Genomic DNA, 18,832 nt, shown 5'->3' on the forward strand with positions numbered 1-18,832 from the left:
AAAAACCAGCTCGAAAGCTGGTTCATATTTCTAAGCAAGCCAATCAGACGGTGTCAGTGGAGCTTCAATGAGTAAGCTTGAATATTCAAACGCAGGCAGCATAGAGGGCGGATTTGAAACGTCTCTGCTCAATGCGATCAAATCCTGTTCATCTGTATGCAATACAATTGGGACTTCATTCGCATCCTGTAAAAGCGTATCTAGATTGATCACAGCCTGAATAGGCTCATTTGGACTATCAATTTGGTTTTCACTTTGTTCATCACTCAGTTCATCACTGACCAATAAAATCTCTGTAAGCTCAGCAGATGATTCAGGTTGTGCAAGTATCAGTTTAGCTATTGAGATTTCAGGCGATTGAACACCTCGGCTATCTTCAGCTACGATTGTTGCAAAGCCGCCATTTTGAATCGGGTTATCCATCGACCAGAAACCACTTTCATTGGCATAGGTCACGTAATCTTGACCATTGGCTGTCACAATGATTTTAGCCTGTTGAAATGCATTGCCTTCGAGTTTTTCACTATTTAGCGTCACTTCTGGTGCTGGTAGTACATAGCTTGGATTTTCAGGCGGGGTCTGAATAAATGGAAATGCCAAGCCAATCGCAGGAGATTGCTGACCAAATTGATCTTCCACAACAATCATCAACGTGCCACCATTTGCCACTGGGTTTTCTATTGACCAAGCGCCATTTTCATCGACCTGAATACGATACACAGCTTGATCCGACTCAATCACAACAGTTGTATTTGGTGCGGCAGTACCCGATATCACCGCGCCAGACTCTAAAATCGTAACAGCTTGCGGTAAAATGATTTGCGCTGTATGCAACGCCTCAGAACGATTACCGTCCTGATCAATTGCCACAACACTTATTGCACCTGTGGTCGTTAAAGGATTGAGCATCGACCAATCGCCATTTTCATCAGCAACTGTTATAAACTCTTGCTCACCATAGGTCACAACCACCGTATTTCCTGCATCAGCTTTACCAACCAAATATTCACCTTTTTCCAGAATTTCTGGCATCTTCGGCAGTACAATTGGCTCTGCAATTGGAGCAATCATTATTGCCTCTGAGTGTAAGCCATGATGATTTACTGCATAAATTGTAGCAACTCCGCCCTCTTTAAGTGGATTTTCAATCTGCCAATGTCCTTGTTTATCCACTTTGACACGTGTAACAGTTTCACCGACCGAAATGATCACCCATGTTTTTGGCTCTGCCGTGCCAGTTAAAAGGTCATTTAGTCCTGTCACTTCTGGTGTTGAGGGAATATGCTGATGCTGTGATTTCCCCTGAATCAGCAACTGCTTTATTTCAACTTGCCCCAAAATATTTTTTAAAATACCGTTTAAATGATTCATCTTTTGCATAACACCCTCAAATCACATCATTATATTTTTTAGGAAACTGCCTTCCCAAACTCAATTTAAGAGAATTATTCAAATAGTCAATTTTATTTAATCTTTGTTTTTAAAAGTTTTTCTTAAAGTGTGATGCATTAAACTTAAACATAAAAAAACCAGCTCAAAAGCTGGTTTTTTTTAAAGCTGCCTAAATTATTTAATTTTGGCATGATCTTTTAGATAACGTGTGTAGTCATCAAATTCTTGTTGACCACGAAGCTGTTGATAAAGTTTTGTTAACTCATCTAACTGCTCACCCGTTAATGCCGCATCAGATTGTTTGTTCACTGCAGTCACAGCAACCACAACCAATTCATTTGGTAGATTAGTCGTAGTAACAGACCAATGACCTGCTTTCGGCGCTTTTACACTAAATGCAGCACGTTGAATTTCGCGTTTCAACAAGCCATCCGCACGAGTGAAGGTACCCGCATTTTCAAAGTTTAAACTGCCTTTCGCAACTGAAGCAGCAGGTTTTGCAGCAAACTCTTTTAATGTCGCTTGAATTTGGGCTTTTGCAGCATCAGACGCTTTCTTTTCAATCAGCTGAGTTTTCACATGCGCTTTCGCTTCAGCTAAAGTTTGAACACCCGCAGCATGATAGTTACGCACTTTCACCCAAACCACATCACCGTTTTTCAACTGAATGCTCGATGAAACATTACGTTCACCATTTTTAACATCATCGTTAAACAATTTAACTTTGACGTTTGCATCACTTAAAACTGGATGTTGCGATGCTAATGTTAAGCCATTCAATGATTGTACTTTTACGCCTTTCACTTCTTGACCCACGACATCAAGGGCATCACTGCTCACGACCATGTCATTGAGGCTGTTTACAGTGTCAGAAAAAACATTGGCTTTTTTCGAAGCAGCGACTTCTGCTTGTAGACGTGCCTTTTCCTGTTCAAATGAAGCCACTTTTACAGCTGGCGCCACTTTTTCGATCAAGTGATAACCACTGTCTGTTTTCACTGGAGCAGTCACTTGACCAGCTAGAGCACCTTCAACTGCAGCATCAAACGCATCACCAAACACACCTTTTTCATAAGCAACCAGTTCACCACCTTTTGCTTTAGATTCCGGATCTTCAGAGAATTGCGCTGCAGCTTGGTCAAAGCTTAAACCCGCTTTAATTTTAGCTTGAACACTTTCAGCCAGTTTTTTAGCTTCGGCATCTGAACGATTGTCCGCAGTGATCATGATGTGCTTAACGAGTGGTTTAACTGACTTCTGTGCATTCTCAACAAAGCTGTTATACGCTTCTTTCAATTCAGCATCAGTTGCAGCTTCTACTGGTGCAGTAATATTGGCAGGTGTTAATACGACAAAATCTGCATCAACACTGGTTGCTTGCTTAAATTTGTTTTTATGCTGCTCATAATAAGCCGCAATTTCAGCATCAGATACTTTTACATTTTTCTTGTAATTTTCAAGATTAATGCTCGCCAACTGAATACTACGTTGTTCCGTTTGTAAGTTCGCAATTTGCAAGATATCAAGCTTACTCACCAATGCATATTCCATAAATGTTGTAGACAACATTTTTAAAGCATGGTCTTTACGTAAATTATCAATGAATGTGCGGTTCGTCATACCAATCGATTCGAGGTATCGCGCAAACGCTTCATCAGAAAATTGACCATTGACTTGAAAGCTTGGCTGTTGATGAATCATTTGCACAATTTGTGCATCACTCAAGCTAATGCCTAATTTATCAGCTTGTTGCAATAGCAATTGGCGTGAAACCAAAGTATCCATCGCTTTATTGCTAATGAAATTTTGATTCAATAATGTTTCATCACCCTGAGCATATGCCAGATATTGTTCTTTTAATGAGTTCGTCAGTGCTTCGAGTTCTTTTTGAGAAATTTCAGTACCGTTTACAGTCTTTGCTGCATCTTTAGATCCACCACTAAAATATCCTTCAATACCTACAAGTGCTAAAGGGGTCAAAAACAAAACGAGCAAGACCTTGCCCAGCCAACCCTTAATGACTTTACGAAACGATTCCATAAGTATTCCAATATTTTATTTGCGGTGAATTTTAACCGAAAACCCGAGATGAATGAATGCGATATATCAATTAATCACATTTACCAATAAAAAACGCGCCAAATAATGGCGCGTCTCATGTGCTTAATAAGATTAAGCTACAGAATCTTTCAAGCCTTTACCAGCTTTGAAGCTAGGAACTTTGCTTGCTTTGATTTCTAAAGTCGCACCAGTTTGTGGGTTACGACCAGTACGTGCAGCGCGCTCTTTAACGCTGAAAGTACCGAAACCAACTAAAGTAACTGTATCACCAGCTTTTAAAGCATTGGTAACTGCAGCAATTGTAGCATCTAAAGCTTTACCGGCATCGGCCTTAGATAATCCCCCATTTTCGGCAATTGCATCAATTAATTCTGATTTATTCATGAAAATTACGTCCTCTTAATATCGTTTATTTAAGGTTCAAGAATTTGTATAAAACGCCATAACGCCTTTATAGCAATGCTTTAGGGTTAAACGCAATACTCCTCAACCTCTTTTTATAGAATTTTTTGACGAAAAAAACCTTGAAAATTCGATAATAGTAAAAAAGTTAGTGTTTTTTTAGTATTTCGGCCCTCAGTTGGGCATTTTCTTCGGCCAATAGGTCAACTTTAGTATGTAATTGAAGTATAAGCCTTTCTACGTGCTGTAAATCCTTTACAGTCACCAATCCTAAACGGTTTAAGGAATGATTAACACCATTATCTAAAATTTTTTCTACTTTATCTTTCGTATCAGTTACAGATTCTTTGGCTTTTTCTGAAACTTTTTCGACAGTTTGATCTGCAATATCAATCGTTTTGGACTCAAGCTCCTCTCCAACTTTGACTAAAGAGTCAAAAAGCTTATTTCCTTCACCCTCAGCACGTGAAAAAGCACCTAATCCAGCCAACCAAATCTGTTTGGTATATTTGCGAAAATCCATTTTAGAGCGACGGTCAGAATGACTACGTACGCGAGTTTTAGCCGGCTTTTCTGATGTTTCTTGCACATCGTCAATTATGCTTTCTGTATTTTCCATAATCCGCACTTCTCCTGATTATTTTATGTGCACAGCAACATGTGATTCTTCATTTTAACAACATAATAGCAAACATATGACTTGATAGATTGATTAAACTGTTCTACAAAGCTGGTGAATTACCAACTTTTTGGTATATTCTAAGTTCCTCTAGAGCAGGATGCTCAGTTTCCAGTGCTTTCAGATTTTAACAAGGACATTTTTTTTATGAGTGATACGCAACAAACACAAGCTCAACCACATTTGTTGCTTACTATGACCCTGATTGTTTTAGAAACGATTTTTACTTTCATTTTAAAACATGACCGTGTTGTAGCATTACAAGCTAAAAAATTTGTTGATCAAAAAGTCGCACTGAAAATAAATAGCTACATCCCTTATTTTGACTTTTATGTTCAGTTTACTGAGCACGGTATTCTGTTCGACACGAAATCTCCAGATAAAGCCATCGACCTTGATGTCCGCACGACATTAATGGATTTGGTGAAAATTTTTGTATTTGGTAATCGTAAAAGCATCAAAACCATGCGGATCGATGGTGATGTGGTTCTGAAAGATGAATTTCGCGATCTGGTTTCATCATTTAGTGTGCCGAAAATTTTATCTGACTGGAAACACTGGCTGTCTGAACCTGTCGAAGAAAACGATATCGTTGCGTCTAAAAAACGTATTGCCCCACTTTTAGAAAAAATCGAACAGCAACGCTCAAAAATCAACACGCTGCAAGTTGAAGTTAAACAATACAAAAACCGTATTAAGCGTATCGAACGTCGTCAAAAACGGATTAATATCGCTTTTAGTCTAATATCTGTTCTTTTAATAACGTTATTAGTGTATAATGTGTGGTTCAAATAAATATATAATTTTTCAGACAAAATAAAACAAATAAACAATCTCAAAAAAACTTGACTATTTTAGTCAGGATTCATAAAATCTGCACATCTAGACTTAACATGTGTATCGAATCATGCGCTTAACAACTCGCGGTCGCTACGCAGTGACTGCTCTACTTGATCTAGCTTTGCAGCCAACTGAACAAACGATCACTCTTGCAGAAATTGCAGCTCGTCAAACCATTTCAGTGGCCTATCTTGAGCAGTTATTTGCAAAATTAAAGCGTCACGGCTTAGTTTCCAGCATCCGTGGAGCAAACGGTGGTTATCACCTTGCTCGTAGTGCTGAAGACATCACTGTTTTGGAAATTATTGAAGCTGTAAATGAAACAGTTGATGCAACCCGTTGTGACCACAAAGGCAACTGCCAAAATGGTGCAATGTGCTTGACTCACGATTTATGGCAGGAACTCTCCCACCACATTGCCGATTATCTTGCAAAAATCACCCTTGCTGACCTTGTAGCACGCGATAACGTTCAAACCGTATCTATTCGTCAAAATTCAGCAAACTTTGATTCAGCCCTTTTATCGGTTACAGGTATTTGACATGAAGCGTCCTATTTATCTTGACTATGCAGCAACTACACCTGTAGACCCTCAAGTCGCAGAACGTATGATGGAATGTCTAACGTTTGACGGTACTTTTGGTAATGCAGCTTCTCGTTCTCATGCTTACGGCTGGCAGGCAGAAGAAAAAGTAGAATATGCACGTGAACAAGTTGCTAATCTAGTAAAAGCTGATCCACGCGAAATCGTTTGGACTTCTGGTGCAACTGAATCTGACAACCTTGCGCTTAAAGGTATTGCTCAGTTCTATGCATCTAAAGGCAAGCACATTATTACAAGTAAAATTGAACATAAAGCAATTCTTGATACTTGCCGCGAGCTTGAAGAAGAAGGCTTCGAAATTACTTATCTTGAGCCAGAAGCAAAAACAGGTTTAATTACACCTGAAATGGTTCAAGCTGCCCTTCGTCCAGATACGATTCTTGTATCTTTGATGATGGTGAACAATGAAATCGGTACAACTACAGATGTAGCTGCAATCGGTGAATTGACTCGTGCAAACAAAACTTATTTCCACGTAGATGCTGCGCAAGCTGCAGGTAAAGTAGAAATTGATCTTTCAACAATGAAAGTTGATTTGATGAGCTTCTCTGGCCACAAAATCTATGGTCCTAAAGGTATTGGTGCTCTTTATGTACGTCGTCAACCACGTGTACGTATTAAAGCGCAAATGCACGGTGGCGGTCATGAACGTGGTATGCGTTCAGGTACGCTAGCGACTCACCAAATCGTGGGTATGGGCGAAGCGTTCGAACTTGCAGGCAAAAACCTACATGCCGAACAAACTCGTATTCGTGTACTTCGTGACAAACTTTGGAATGGCTTGCAAGGTCTTGAACAAGTATTCCTGAACGGTCACCCAGAATACAACGTTGCAAACTATCTAAACGTCAGCTTTAACTTTGTTGAAGGTGAATCGTTAATGATGGCACTTAAAGATTGCGCAGTATCTTCTGGTTCTGCATGTACATCAGCAACTTTAGAACCATCTTATGTACTTCGTGCATTGGGTCTTTCAGACGAACTGGCTCACAGCTCGATTCGTTTCAGCTTTGGTAAATACACCACTGAAGCCGATATTGACCATGTACTTGAAATTACCAAAGCAGCAGTTGAAAAACTACGTGATCTTTCACCGCTTTGGGATATGTACAAAGAAGGTATCGACCTTAATTCTGTAGAATGGGCTGAACACTAATTCATCCCGGTGAGATAGCTTTTATTTTAAGACTATCTCATTGATTAACGTAATTTCACCCCCATATTAATCTTAAGGCTGACCCCGAGGTTTGGAGAAGCGTCATGGCTTATAGCGAAAAAGTAATTGATCATTACGAAAACCCTCGTAATGTTGGTGTTTTAGACAAAAATGCAGAAAACGTTGGTACAGGTATGGTCGGTGCACCAGCTTGTGGCGATGTTATGCGTCTACAGATCCAAGTTGATGACAACGGCGTAATTGAAGAAGCTCGCTTCAAAACTTACGGTTGTGGTTCAGCAATTGCATCTAGCTCATTAGTAACAGAGTGGCTAAAAGGCAAAACTCTTGATGAAGCTCAAGCAATTAAGAACATTGATATTGCAACTGAACTTGCACTTCCACCAGTAAAAGTACACTGCTCTGTACTTGCTGAAGATGCAATCAAAGCTGCTGTAGAAGACTACCGTAGCAAGAAAGTAAAAGCTTAATTGTTTACGTGTTTTAAAAAAGATTAACGGAGTTTTCATGATTCATTTAACTGAAAATGCTGCAACTCATATCAGCAATTACATCAAGAATCGCGGTAAGGGTGAAGGCATTCGCGTTGGCGTGAAAACTTCTGGCTGTTCTGGTCTAGCTTATGTACTTGAGTTTGTCGATGATATTGACACGCATGACCAAGTATTCGATCAGTTTGGCGTAAAAGTATTCGTTGACCCAAAAAGCTTAGTTTATCTCGAAGGTATGGAGATGGACTATGTGAAAAATGGATTAAACGAAGGTTTTGAATTTAATAACCCAAATAAAAAAGGCGAATGTGGCTGCGGCGAATCGTTTACGGTTTAAGCCTTTTCCACACTCCTTTTTCGCATTAAAACAGTGTAAAATTCACTGTTTTAATTGCATTTAAAGCAACACTTTTTGCACCTCTATTGCGGACACCATCTCCCATGAATCATTTTGAGTTGTTTAACTTACCTGTAGCACTCGATATTGATTTAGCAGTTTTAAAATCTGAATTTTTAAAGTTGCAGCAACAATATCATCCAGATAAAGCCGAAGACAAAGATCTAGCCCTGATTAAATCCAGTGAGATTAATCAAGCATTTAAAGCTTTATCCAATGTTGATAGCCGCGCTGCATATCTATTAAGTCTCAAAAAACAAGATTATCACCTTGATCAATCAATTAGTGATTTTGAGTTCCTACAAGATGCCTTAGAAATTCGTGAACAGTTAGATGAGGCAGGCTCTGCTGATGACCTCACTTCACTTAAAACTGAAGTTCAGCAATGGATTGACGGTTTGGTTCGTGAATTCAAGATTGATTATGACGACGAAGACTGGGCTGAAGCACGTGATACCGTACGTAAATTACGCTTCTTCCAAAAAGTAATGGCTGACATCGATAAAGCTGAAGATCGCTTCTTAGACGACGATAGCTTTGATTTAGACGATGATTTTTAATTTATTTTTTATATTTGACGTTCAAAGGATGTAACACACATGGCTCTCTTGCAAATTGCAGAACCTGGTCAATCAAGTGCACCGCATGAACACCGCATTGCAATTGGTATCGATCTTGGAACTACACACTCTTTAGTAGCCACGGTACTTTCTGGTAAAGCGAAAGTGCTTAACGATGAACATGGTCGTGTGTTACTCCCTTCTATTGCACACTATGGCGAATCCACTACGCAATATGGTGACGACGCAAAGGCATTCTTAACGACTGATCCTAAAAACACCATCGTTTCTGTAAAACGCTTTATGGGTCGCTCTAAAGCAGATATCAAATTCCAACACCCGTACAACTTAGTCGGTGAAGCGAATGAAATGCCTGCTTTTGAAACTGCACAAGGTCGTAAAACACCAGTTGAAATTTCTGCTGAAATTTTAAAACAGCTTAAAGACCTTGCAGAAAGCAGCTTAAATAATCCTGTTAATGGTGCTGTGATTACTGTACCTGCCTATTTTGATGAAGCACAGCGTCAAGCAACGCGTGATGCGGCTCAGCTTGCAGGTTTAAATGTACTACGTCTATTAAATGAACCGACTGCTGCTGCAGTGGCTTATGGCTTAGACCAAGACACCAATCTTGCACATGATCAAAACTATGTGATCTATGATCTGGGTGGTGGTACTTTTGACGTTTCAATTTTACGTTTCTCTCAAGGCGTTTTTGAAGTTCTAGCAACGGGTGGCCACACGGCGCTTGGTGGTGATGACCTAGACCGTCTGATTGTAAAATGGGCAAAAAAACAACTGAATATTGAAACTTTAGATGATGCTGAATATGCCCATTTCATCGTTTCTGCTCGTAAAGCAAAAGAAGCTCTAACCGAGGCTGAATCTGTAGAGCTTAAAGTTCTTGATCAATCATTGACTTTAGACCGCCCTACTTTTGAATCCATCATCAAAGTTGCTTTGGATAAAACCATCAGCGTTTGTAAACGTGTCATGCGTGATGCCAAGCTTGAGCTCAGCGATATTCAAAATGTGGTATTGGTCGGTGGTTCTACCCGCTCGTATGCTGTACAAAAAGCCGTTCAAGATGTCTTCAATCAAGAACCTCTTTGCACCATCAACCCTGATGAAGTTGTTGCCATTGGCGCGTCGATTACAGCGAACCAACTTATTGGTAACTCTAAAGATGGTTCACTGCTTTTAGACGTCACGCCGCTTTCTTTAGGTTTAGAAACCATGGGCGGTTTGGTTGAGCGCCTTATTTCGCGTAACACAGCCATTCCTGTGGCGCGTCGCCAAGAATTCACAACCTATCAAGATGGTCAAACAGCGATGTTGATTCATGTTGTACAAGGTGAGCGTGATTTGGTTGAACATTGCCGTAGTCTAGGTCGTTTTGTACTTCGTGGTATTCCACCGATGACTGCAGGTCAAGCGCGCATTGAAGTGACTTTCCAAGTTGACGCAGATGGTTTATTGACGGTGTCAGCCAAAGAAACCACTTCTGGTGTGCATGCTCAAATTGACATCAAACCTTCTTATGGTTTATCTGATGCCGACACTGAACGCTTACTGATTGATGGTTATAAGTTTGCTGAAGAAGACAAAAACTTACGTCATCTTCAAGAAACCAAAGTGGAAGCAAAACGTGAACTTGAAGCACTTGATCAAGCACTTAAAGTAGATGCTCAACTTCTCAGCCAAGAGCAACATAGTTCCCTCACTGCTGCACGCACAGTTTTAGATGCTGCACTTGAAACGACAGATATCAAAGCTATTGAACATGCTGTAGAACAGCTTAAAATACATAGCGATGCATTTGCTGCAGCTCGTATGAATCAGCACATTGATGCCGCATTGAAAGGCACAAAACTCGATGATTGGTCAAACTCAAATTAATTTATAGGTCAAGATTATGCCACGTATTAAAGTACTGCCTCACGCAACAATCTGCCCAAACGGCGCTGAGTTTGAAGTCGAAGCAAATGCTAACCTTTGCGAAAGCATGTTAAAAAACGGCATCAAAATTGAGCATGCATGTGATATGTCTAAAGCGTGCACCACTTGCCATGTGGTTGTACGTAAAGGTTTTGATGGTCTAGATGAAATGGATGATGTCGAAGCAGATCTTCTCGATCGTGCTTGGGGGTTAGAACCAGACTCTCGTCTGTCATGCCAAGTAAAAATTGAAGATGAAGATTTGGAAATTGAAATTCCCAAATACACCATCAACCATGCTTCAGAAAATCATTAATTTATAGATAATTTTCTATAATCAAAAAGCCAGTTCATCGTAACTGGCTTTTTATGCATAAAACTATTCAACAATTCAAAAAAAAGAAGACGTTTTGATAAAAGAATGAATTGAGTTATTTTTACAATTTAAGGCAATACGATTAGATCTAATTTTTATAATGTATATGTGAAATTAAGAGTGAGATTCAGTTTTTTTGACTTCTTCGATCACTTCGTCTTCTAAATTCAGTTTAACAATACCAGCAGAGTTGGTCATTTTTTGCTGAGTTTGTAAGCGTTGAATCATACGTTCTAAAACATGTATTAGTTCAGGATATTCAAAGTTTTGTACTTCATCTAAGTTCAATAATAGATTAAAACCTTTATATTCGTAGTCAAACCAACGTTGATAATCTGTTTTCTGCGAGGTGTATTTTTCCATCACTTGCCAAGTACGTACTGGGCCTTTGATACCTTTTAAGAAGATTGGTGCTTTTGGAGCACATAAATAGTCATTTTTCACTAAATGATGCGTATCGTCTGAAATCAAAATTTCGTCGACTTCAGCAGCACTTTGCAATCGTGCAGCCAAATTCGCATCACGACCCACGATGGTATATGCCATACGGTGAGCTGCACCATAGTTCCCAACGTGGCAATACCCTGTAGAAATACCCATACGAATGTGTAGCGGCGGATAACCCATTTTAATCCAGCGTTCACGCAGCAACTTCATTTGCTGACGCATGACCATTGCCATCTCTAAACAGGTTTTTGCATCTTGCTCTACGCCTTGGCTATGTGGATCACCAAAGAAGATTAGAATTGCATCCCCCATAAATTTATCGACAGTCGCTTCATACTGTTTGGCAATCTCTGTCATATGGCTCAAATAGTCATTGAGTAGAAATGCTAAATCGTCTGGGATTAATGTTTCAGAAAGTTCTGTGAACCCTTGGATATCTGAAAAGAAAATCGTGAGTTTTTTACGTTTATATTCGATTTTAGCCTCAGACTCACCTTTCATAATCGATTGCCAAAGCTGCATTGGCGCATAACGACTCAGCTGATTGGCGAATTCCATATAACGATTCATCTGATCATAATAATGGTTCTTTTTATTGCTTAAAGACTGAACTTGGGTATGTTGATAAAAAGTCCCCACACTGAAATAGGTAATGAGGCATAAAAAGCCAAGAACGGTTAATTCACTGCTGGTTGACTCAAAATACTCTTGAAAACCAAAGACATAAATATTACACAAATAAAATACAGTGACGCCTACAATTCCTGCCAAGGACATCATTAAGAAATTAATTTTGTTATAAATGGTTGTATACAGCAGTGCAAAGACCGCAAGAAAGGTTAAAACGAGGCTTAAATGTACTGCAGACATCAGCACAGCAATAACGATGATATCGATCAGAAAAAGTACATTACGCTTAACTTGATTGCTATATCGATAAATTAGCCAATGGGAAAACTTGGGAACAACTAAAATCAGAAAAAATAAAAATGCAGGAATGTAGATTTGATATTGCGTATCTGGCTGAGTGTAATGATAGACAACAATCACCAAAGACAGCATGATATATCCCATCAAACGATGAAAATATTCAAACTATTTAGGCTCTTTGCTGATTAAATTGTCTAACGGCACTCGATCGCCCCCATACGGACACTCATTCTTCTACTATCCTGATATTGTCCGTAAATCGGGATTAGTCCATACGCCAATCAAAAGGCATATCGCCTTGACCACGTAGTGCAAGCATTAGTGTTTGGCGCATGTGTGCCAAGACATCATTGTTATAAGGAACTGCTGGCGTACCCCAAACTGGTTTCGGCCAAGCCACATCATTTTGATAACGAACAACATGATGAAAATGTAATTGTGGAACCATATTACCCAATGCAGCTACATTCATTTTGTCTGCACGGAATACACGTGACAATTGGCTTGATAACCAGCTTGATTCACGTAAAAACTGCTCTTGGTCTGCCTGACTTAATTCATAAAGCTCTGTAATTCCCGGAACACGTGGAATCAAAATAAGCCACGGGAATTGCATATCATTCATCAAACGACATGTTGACAGAGGAAAGTCGCCTACATAAAACGTATCTTGAGCAAGTTGTGGATGTAAACTAAACATATCTTTATAAATGATGCAAAATTAGAATGATGGCTAATACTATCACATCCTTATGGGTGTGAATATTCTGTACAGAACGTTTCATTACAAATAAACTGCATTTGAATAAAACGTTGCGTGCTTATGACTCTAATAAATTTTTCAAAAAAATCAAGCGTTTCTTCTATATAAAAAACACTCATGAAAATCTACTCATTATAAACAAGCAATTTATACGCCAAATCTATTGATTTGGCGCCAATTCCTTCAGCAAACTGTCTAATAAGTCATTTATAAATTGAATGCGTTTGTCATATTCTTCGAGCATGACCATCACTTTTAGACGCTGTCCACCTTCCATTCGGAAGAAAGTCGGATGCTTTTGCATCATTTGAATGATCGATATGGCTTGAACTGGTGTATCTGGTGAGAACTCAATACTGCCGCCATGTGAACTGATATCAATTTTTGTGATACCCAATTGTTCCGCTTTTAAACGCAACTGATGGACAGAGAATAATTGCTTGACTGCTTGCGGCGGCAAGCCAAAACGATCGATCAACTCCATACGAATGTTATCGAGTTTCTCTTGAGTATCCGTATTACTAATGCGTTTATAGAACAATAACCGTTGATGTACATCACCTAAATAATCATCTGGAATTAAGGCTGGCATGTGCATGCTAATTTCAGCCGTTAATGACAATGGAGAGTCAAAGTTAGGCGTTTTACCTTTTTGAATGGCTTTGGTGGCTTTTTCAAGCATTTCCATATACAGGCTATAACCGATGGTTTGCATTGAGCCACTTTGCTGTTCACCCAGCAACTCACCTGCGCCACGAATTTCTAAGTCTTCTGTAGCCAACATGAAGCCCGCACCCAAAGTCGATGCACGAGAAATGGCATCTAGGCGTTTTTCAGCATCACCTTTTAAACCTTTAAGCGAAGGCACAAGTAAATATGCATAGGCTTGATGGTGCGATCGACCGACACGACCACGTAGTTGGTGCAACTGTGCTAGTCCCAGTTTATCTGCACGCTCAATCAAAATGGTATTGGCGTTTGGCACGTCAATCCCAGTTTCAATAATGGTTGAACACACCAGTACGTTATATTCTTTGTGATAGAACTGTTGCATGATTTGCTCTAGTTCACGCTCACGCATTTGACCATGTGCTACCGCAACTCGGGCTTCAGGAACCAATTCACGTAGAGTTTCTGCCGTACGTTCAATGGTCTCCACTTCATTATGCAAGAAATACACTTGCCCACCACGTAACAGTTCACGCAAGATGGCTTCTTTAATCGAATCCCCAGTGTGTTCTTGCACAAAGGTTTTCACAGCAAGACGACGTGCAGGCGGCGTTGCAATAATAGATAGATCACGCATACCACTAAAAGCCATATTCAGCGTACGTGGAATAGGCGTTGCAGTTAGCGTCAGCATATCGACATCGGCACGTAAGGCTTTAATTCGCTCTTTATCACGTACACCAAAACGGTGCTCTTCATCCACGATCATGAGACCGAGATTTTTAAATTGCACACTTTCCTGCAAAATTTTATGTGTGCCAATCACAATATCCACTTTACCTTCTGCGAGGTCTTCAATGGTTTTAGTATGTGATTTTGATGATCCAAAACGTGAAAGAACTTCGATACGTACAGGCCAATCCGCGAAGCGGTCTTTGAATGACTCATAATGTTGCTGCGCCAACAACGTGGTTGGAACAAGTACTGCCACTTGTTTGTTATTTTGTACTGCCACAAATGCAGCACGCATGGCCACTTCTGTTTTACCAAAACCGACATCACCACAAACCAAGCGATCCATCGGCTTCGCTTGTTGCATGTCATACAGTGTCGCTTCAATAGCATTGGCTTGGTCTAAAGTTTCTTCATAGGCGAAGCCACTGGCAAACTGCATATAGAGACTTTGATCCAGTTCAAATCCATAACCCGGCTTCGAGTGACGACGGGCTTGAATATGTAAAAGTTCTGCCGCCACATCATGGATCTGCTCTAAAGCCTTGCGTTTGGCTTTAGACCATGCATCTGTGCCCAATTTATGTAATGGTGCTAGATCTGGGTCACCACCACTGTATCGGCTAATTAAATGCAGGTTTGTTACAGGGACATACACTTTGGCTGCATCGGCATAGTCTAACTGCAAAAATTCATGGTCTTGGTCATCGATACTCAAGGTAATTAAACCTGCATATCGCCCCACACCATAATCAATATGAACCACAGGTGCGCCAATACTTAGCTCGGTTAAACTGCGAACAAGGAACTCTTCTGATACTTCCTGTTGGCGTTTACGACGACGTTGAACCACACGGTGTTCATAAAGCTGATTTTCAGAAATTACACTGAGCTTGTCAGTTAGTAATAAACCACGATCTAAGGGCGCATTGGTGATCGCAATCGCATGCATAGAATGCATAAAATCATCAAAACTTTCGACCGTCGGGATATCACCCAAACTCGGACGCAACGCATCTTTTAAGGTTTCACGTCGACCTGCGCTTTCAGCCACCAAAAGCACCGGATAATTTGCCGCATCGATATATTGCTTAACCGCAGAAAATGGCTTTTCACGTTTTGGATCGACCGGTAAACGGGGTGGAATCTCAGCAGTAAGATTGATCACGCCATTACGTTCATCAAAAGCCTCAGGTGAAGCCACGATACGACGGCAGAGATTTAATTGTTCTAACACTTGATTTGGTTGTAGGAAAATCTGCTCTGGCGGCAAAATCGGTTGGTCGACATTATGACGGCGGTCTTCATAACGACGCACAATATCCGACCAAAACTGAATCAATGTGTCATCAATAGCTTTATCTGTAATGACAATGCCATTCTCTGGTAAGTACGAAAATAGCGTACTTTGCTCTCTCATGGCTTGTTCAGAGAAGAACAACGGAAAATAAAACTCAATACCCGGTGAAGCTATGCCATCTTGTACATCCTGATAAATTGGATTTTTCTTTGGATTTGCCGTCGGAAAATTTTCCGCATATCGATCACGAAATAGTGAACGTGCTTCTTTTAATGGAAATTCTTTTGCAGGTAAAACCGTAAAATGATCTAAGTTTTGGGTGGTTCGCTGAGTTTCAGGATCAAAGAATTTGAGGGTATCGATTTCATCATCAAATAAGTCAATACGAATCGGTGAACTTTGCCCCGAAGCGTAAATATCCATTATGCTGCCGCGCACTGCAAATTCACCATGATCATAAACGGTATCCACCAAGTGATAGCCCGCTTGTACTAATCTTAATTTTTGTTGTTCTATATCAAATTTTTGACCTACTTTAATATCAAAGTGTTCACCTAATACCCAAGATGCAGGCGCAACTCGCTGCGCTAAAGTTGTTGCTGAAACCAACAACACACCTTGCTGTGGCATATTGGACAAAATCGCCAAGCGCTCAGAAACGATGTCTTGATGTGGCGACAGCCGGTCATAAGGTAAAATTTCCCAATCTGGGAAAATAGTCGGCTTAATTCCGTAAAATTCCAGCTCACTTTCTAACTGCCCGAGATGCTGATTATTACGAGCAACAATCAGAAACAACTGTTTCGATTGTTTGCTAATTTCTTTAAATAATAATGCAGCAGATGAGCCTTGTAAGTTTCCGACCCACCGCTTTTCGCCAGCTTTGAGCTGTTTAAGATTGAGTTGTGAAATTTCTTGCTGGAACATGATGTAAATAGCTTTTAATGTTTTAATCACTTAGTGATCATATTAACACGATGCTTTTTACATTCCGAGATTTAAGCAACTATATACAGTGTTTTAACCAATATGGATTTGCGATTGTATTTTCTATTGATGAGTACCATTAACGCACCCATCAAACTCAAACACTGCAGTCCATTTACTTACTTACGATCACGGATGAATTGACGATAATAATCATTCAATAGTTTGACATAGAGTTTAAACTGCAACAGATTTTCTTCAGTATTGCCTAATCGTGCAACAAAGCGTTGACTTGCAATTTCCAAGTCTATTTTTTCATTGATAATCATTGCAGTTGCATAGAGCTGTTTTAAATCATCGAAATTTGTCATTTTTCTATTCGACAGATATTCCATACGTTCAGACAATGTATTTAAAACTACGCCTTCAATGATATAGCCCTGTGTTTCATCATAATGAATGTGGTGTTGTTCTAAGTAAAGTTGCTCAGGCGACTCTTTAGCGCCTTTGAATAAATCGACTAACTTATTAAACATCTGACTATCTACAACATGATAAAAAACCTATTGTACTTCGATTACATCCTTTTTTGGGCAAGTTAAAGTATTTCTGACTTTATCTATGCGCTAAATTTTTCATCCAAACCTTCATGACTATATATAGAACTATAATTACGATCTTAAGCAAATATAGCGTTTTATTTTCAACCCAATACTTTCTTTTAGAAATCTAAAACATCACTGCCATCAGATTAGTTTTCTAGATTTACCACTGATTTCTTCAAATAAAAAACGAAGGATTAACCTTCGTCATTTACTCATCATGGGGCTATTACTCATCATGGGGCTATTTAAAAGTCTTAAATAAGCATTTAACTCACTTGAGCGAGTGGCATACTAAATGGTGTCACTTCAGAAACTAAATTTTCAATCGAGAAAATTTCATCCAATTGACTTACAGTTAACAGCTCTTGCTCTAAAACCACTTGGCGAATGGTTTTATTTTCGGCAATACATTGCTTACCGATTTCATCACATTTTGCATGACCTAAATATGGATCGAGTAAGGTCACGATTCCTACACTACGCATCACAGCATCAAAACATGCTTGCTCATTTGCCTGAATTCCTTGGATACATTTGCTATCTAATGTTTTTACGGCATTCACCAAAAGCTCAATTGATTCATTCATGGACAATGCAATCACCGGCTCCATGACATTTAATTGTAATTGCCCCGCTTCTGCGGCCAAAGTAATGGTTAAATCATTCCCCATTACTCGAAATGCAATTTGGTTGACCACTTCAGGGATCACAGGATTGACCTTTGCAGGCATGATCGACGAACCTGCTTGTAACTCAGGTAAACGAATTTCCGCTAAACCTGTTCGTGGCCCTGAACTTAAAAGACGTAAGTCATTACAAATTTTAGAAAGTTTGACAGCTAAACGTTTTAAGCAACTCGATAATAAAATAAATACGCCACAATCGCTGGTTGCTTCGACATAGTCTTCTGCACCTTGCAATTTTAAACCAGTCAAATGAGCCAAATTCTCAACTGCCTTAGCTGCATAACCCGCAGGAGAATTCACGCCAGTACCAATTGCCGTAGCACCTAAATTAATTTCCAATAAAAGCTGTCGATTTTGCTCAATCAACTTCAAATCTTCTTTTAATAATGTTGCAAATGCACGGAACTCTTGCCCCAAAGTCATCGGAACAGCATCTTGTAACTGTGTACGCCCCATTTTGATGACATGTTTAAACTCATCGGCTTTGAGATGTAAGCTTCCGATTAGTTGATTTAACACCACAAATAAAGCATCAAAAGCGCTAAATGTTGCTAGACGCAGCGCTGTTGGATAGACATCATTGGTGGATTGTGACTTATTAACATGATCGTTTGGATGAATCCGTTGATAACTGCCTTTAGCATCTCCGAGCGACTCAAGGGCAATATTGGCAATGACTTCATTAGCATTCATGTTAATAGAAGTGCCTGCTCCACCTTGATAAATATCAAGGCTCTAGACTAGCAGAATAGATATGTTAGTCTAGAATCATGATAGAAAACAGTAAATTAAGTCACTATAAGATTAAAAAAATTATTCAGTGCTTTTGCATTGATATTCCTGCTTCTAAAACAGC

The 18,832-nt window shown here is 39.6% G+C and carries 16 protein-coding genes and 2 pseudogenes; 9 read left to right on the forward strand and 9 right to left on the reverse strand.

All coding sequences use genetic code 11. The features are described 5' to 3' along the window. Window positions 1-30: 30 nt before the first annotated feature. The 4 genes from FTU17_RS09960 to FTU17_RS09975 all read right to left on the reverse strand — a co-directional run bounded on the left by FTU17_RS09960 (window position 31) and on the right by FTU17_RS09975 (window position 4,474). Window positions 31-1,380 carry an Ig-like domain-containing protein gene (locus FTU17_RS09960; RefSeq protein ID WP_180135322.1) on the reverse strand — a complete coding sequence of 450 codons (1,350 nt, stop codon included), beginning with the start codon at window positions 1,378-1,380 and terminating at the stop codon, window positions 31-33. 186 nt (window positions 1,381-1,566) lie between these two features. Beyond that, a complete protein-coding gene (locus FTU17_RS09965) occupies window positions 1,567-3,432 on the reverse strand; it encodes a SurA N-terminal domain-containing protein (RefSeq protein ID WP_180022146.1) in 1,866 nt (621 codons plus the stop codon). Window positions 3,433-3,564: 132 nt separating this feature from the next. Further along, window positions 3,565-3,837, reverse strand: coding sequence for an HU family DNA-binding protein (locus tag FTU17_RS09970; protein ID WP_078188662.1), 273 nt, complete (start codon window positions 3,835-3,837; stop codon window positions 3,565-3,567). Between the two features lie 166 nt (window positions 3,838-4,003). Further along, window positions 4,004-4,474: a phasin family protein gene (locus tag FTU17_RS09975; protein ID WP_180135323.1), complete on the reverse strand. Its 471-nt coding sequence runs from the start codon at window positions 4,472-4,474 to the stop codon at window positions 4,004-4,006. Between the two features lie 207 nt (window positions 4,475-4,681). Between FTU17_RS09975 and FTU17_RS09980 the strand changes: the two genes are divergently transcribed. The 8 genes from FTU17_RS09980 to fdx all read left to right on the forward strand — a co-directional run bounded on the left by FTU17_RS09980 (window position 4,682) and on the right by fdx (window position 10,857). Then, window positions 4,682-5,329 (forward strand): hypothetical protein, encoded by a 648-nt coding sequence (locus FTU17_RS09980; RefSeq protein ID WP_180135325.1) that lies wholly within the window; start codon window positions 4,682-4,684, stop codon window positions 5,327-5,329. Between the two features lie 112 nt (window positions 5,330-5,441). Further along, window positions 5,442-5,915 (forward strand): Rrf2 family transcriptional regulator, encoded by a 474-nt coding sequence (locus FTU17_RS09985; RefSeq protein ID WP_078188665.1) that lies wholly within the window; start codon window positions 5,442-5,444, stop codon window positions 5,913-5,915. 1 nt (window position 5,916) lies between these two features. Next, a complete protein-coding gene (locus FTU17_RS09990) occupies window positions 5,917-7,134 on the forward strand; it encodes an IscS subfamily cysteine desulfurase (RefSeq protein ID WP_078188666.1) in 1,218 nt (405 codons plus the stop codon). A 104-nt stretch (window positions 7,135-7,238) separates the two neighbouring features. Next, the gene (gene iscU / locus FTU17_RS09995; RefSeq protein WP_078188667.1) at window positions 7,239-7,625 is read left to right on the forward strand and encodes a Fe-S cluster assembly scaffold IscU; all 387 of its coding nucleotides are present in this window, start codon (window positions 7,239-7,241) and stop codon (window positions 7,623-7,625) included. Between the two features lie 37 nt (window positions 7,626-7,662). Then, window positions 7,663-7,983 carry an iron-sulfur cluster assembly protein IscA gene (iscA, locus tag FTU17_RS10000; RefSeq protein ID WP_078188668.1) on the forward strand — a complete coding sequence of 107 codons (321 nt, stop codon included), beginning with the start codon at window positions 7,663-7,665 and terminating at the stop codon, window positions 7,981-7,983. A gap of 104 nt (window positions 7,984-8,087) precedes the next feature. Further along, window positions 8,088-8,603: a Fe-S protein assembly co-chaperone HscB gene (gene hscB / locus FTU17_RS10005; protein ID WP_078188669.1), complete on the forward strand. Its 516-nt coding sequence runs from the start codon at window positions 8,088-8,090 to the stop codon at window positions 8,601-8,603. Window positions 8,604-8,642: 39 nt separating this feature from the next. After that, window positions 8,643-10,502 (forward strand): Fe-S protein assembly chaperone HscA, encoded by a 1,860-nt coding sequence (hscA, locus tag FTU17_RS10010; protein ID WP_180135327.1) that lies wholly within the window; start codon window positions 8,643-8,645, stop codon window positions 10,500-10,502. Between the two features lie 16 nt (window positions 10,503-10,518). Continuing rightward, window positions 10,519-10,857, forward strand: coding sequence for an ISC system 2Fe-2S type ferredoxin (gene fdx, locus FTU17_RS10015; protein WP_078188671.1), 339 nt, complete (start codon window positions 10,519-10,521; stop codon window positions 10,855-10,857). Between the two features lie 174 nt (window positions 10,858-11,031). On the opposite strand, the gene FTU17_RS10020 is transcribed toward fdx, so the two are convergent. The 5 genes and pseudogenes from FTU17_RS10020 to FTU17_RS10040 all read right to left on the reverse strand — a co-directional run. Continuing rightward, complete coding sequence (locus FTU17_RS10020) at window positions 11,032-12,438, reverse strand: adenylate/guanylate cyclase domain-containing protein (protein WP_218948013.1); 1,407 nt, start codon at window positions 12,436-12,438, stop codon at window positions 11,032-11,034. A gap of 121 nt (window positions 12,439-12,559) precedes the next feature. Beyond that, complete coding sequence (locus tag FTU17_RS10025) at window positions 12,560-12,994, reverse strand: HIT domain-containing protein (RefSeq protein ID WP_067762788.1); 435 nt, start codon at window positions 12,992-12,994, stop codon at window positions 12,560-12,562. Window positions 12,995-13,217: 223 nt separating this feature from the next. Beyond that, window positions 13,218-16,685, reverse strand: a complete 3,468-nt coding sequence (gene mfd / locus FTU17_RS10030) for a transcription-repair coupling factor (protein WP_180135334.1) — start codon at window positions 16,683-16,685, stop codon at window positions 13,218-13,220. Between the two features lie 179 nt (window positions 16,686-16,864). After that, the gene (locus FTU17_RS10035) at window positions 16,865-17,221 is read right to left on the reverse strand and encodes a hypothetical protein (protein ID WP_180135329.1); all 357 of its coding nucleotides are present in this window, start codon (window positions 17,219-17,221) and stop codon (window positions 16,865-16,867) included. 335 nt (window positions 17,222-17,556) lie between these two features. Further along, a pseudogene (locus tag FTU17_RS10040) lies at window positions 17,557-18,708 on the reverse strand (aspartate ammonia-lyase); the annotation flags it as partial. A gap of 38 nt (window positions 18,709-18,746) precedes the next feature. On the opposite strand from FTU17_RS10040, the pseudogene FTU17_RS10045 reads away from it, so the two are divergent. Next, a pseudogene (locus FTU17_RS10045) lies at window positions 18,747-18,832 on the forward strand (IS1595 family transposase); the annotation flags it as partial.

The organism is Acinetobacter sp. YH12070 (assembly GCF_013419625.1).
Classification (GTDB): Bacteria; Pseudomonadota; Gammaproteobacteria; order Pseudomonadales; family Moraxellaceae; genus Acinetobacter; species Acinetobacter amyesii.

Coding starts and splice junctions, on each gene's coding strand:
- FTU17_RS09960 (WP_180135322.1), bottom strand. CDS start 1,380: ATGCAAAAGATGAATCATTTAAACGGTATTTTAAAAAATATTTTGGGG.
- FTU17_RS09965 (WP_180022146.1), bottom strand. CDS start 3,432: ATGGAATCGTTTCGTAAAGTCATTAAGGGTTGGCTGGGCAAGGTCTTG.
- FTU17_RS09970 (WP_078188662.1), bottom strand. CDS start 3,837: ATGAATAAATCAGAATTAATTGATGCAATTGCCGAAAATGGGGGATTA.
- FTU17_RS09975 (WP_180135323.1), bottom strand. CDS start 4,474: ATGGAAAATACAGAAAGCATAATTGACGATGTGCAAGAAACATCAGAA.
- FTU17_RS09980 (WP_180135325.1), top strand. CDS start 4,682: ATGAGTGATACGCAACAAACACAAGCTCAACCACATTTGTTGCTTACT.
- FTU17_RS09985 (WP_078188665.1), top strand. CDS start 5,442: ATGCGCTTAACAACTCGCGGTCGCTACGCAGTGACTGCTCTACTTGAT.
- FTU17_RS09990 (WP_078188666.1), top strand. CDS start 5,917: ATGAAGCGTCCTATTTATCTTGACTATGCAGCAACTACACCTGTAGAC.
- iscU (WP_078188667.1), top strand. CDS start 7,239: ATGGCTTATAGCGAAAAAGTAATTGATCATTACGAAAACCCTCGTAAT.
- iscA (WP_078188668.1), top strand. CDS start 7,663: ATGATTCATTTAACTGAAAATGCTGCAACTCATATCAGCAATTACATC.
- hscB (WP_078188669.1), top strand. CDS start 8,088: ATGAATCATTTTGAGTTGTTTAACTTACCTGTAGCACTCGATATTGAT.
- hscA (WP_180135327.1), top strand. CDS start 8,643: ATGGCTCTCTTGCAAATTGCAGAACCTGGTCAATCAAGTGCACCGCAT.
- fdx (WP_078188671.1), top strand. CDS start 10,519: ATGCCACGTATTAAAGTACTGCCTCACGCAACAATCTGCCCAAACGGC.
- FTU17_RS10020 (WP_218948013.1), bottom strand. CDS start 12,438: ATGGGATATATCATGCTGTCTTTGGTGATTGTTGTCTATCATTACACT.
- FTU17_RS10025 (WP_067762788.1), bottom strand. CDS start 12,994: ATGTTTAGTTTACATCCACAACTTGCTCAAGATACGTTTTATGTAGGC.
- mfd (WP_180135334.1), bottom strand. CDS start 16,685: ATGTTCCAGCAAGAAATTTCACAACTCAATCTTAAACAGCTCAAAGCT.
- FTU17_RS10035 (WP_180135329.1), bottom strand. CDS start 17,221: ATGTTTAATAAGTTAGTCGATTTATTCAAAGGCGCTAAAGAGTCGCCT.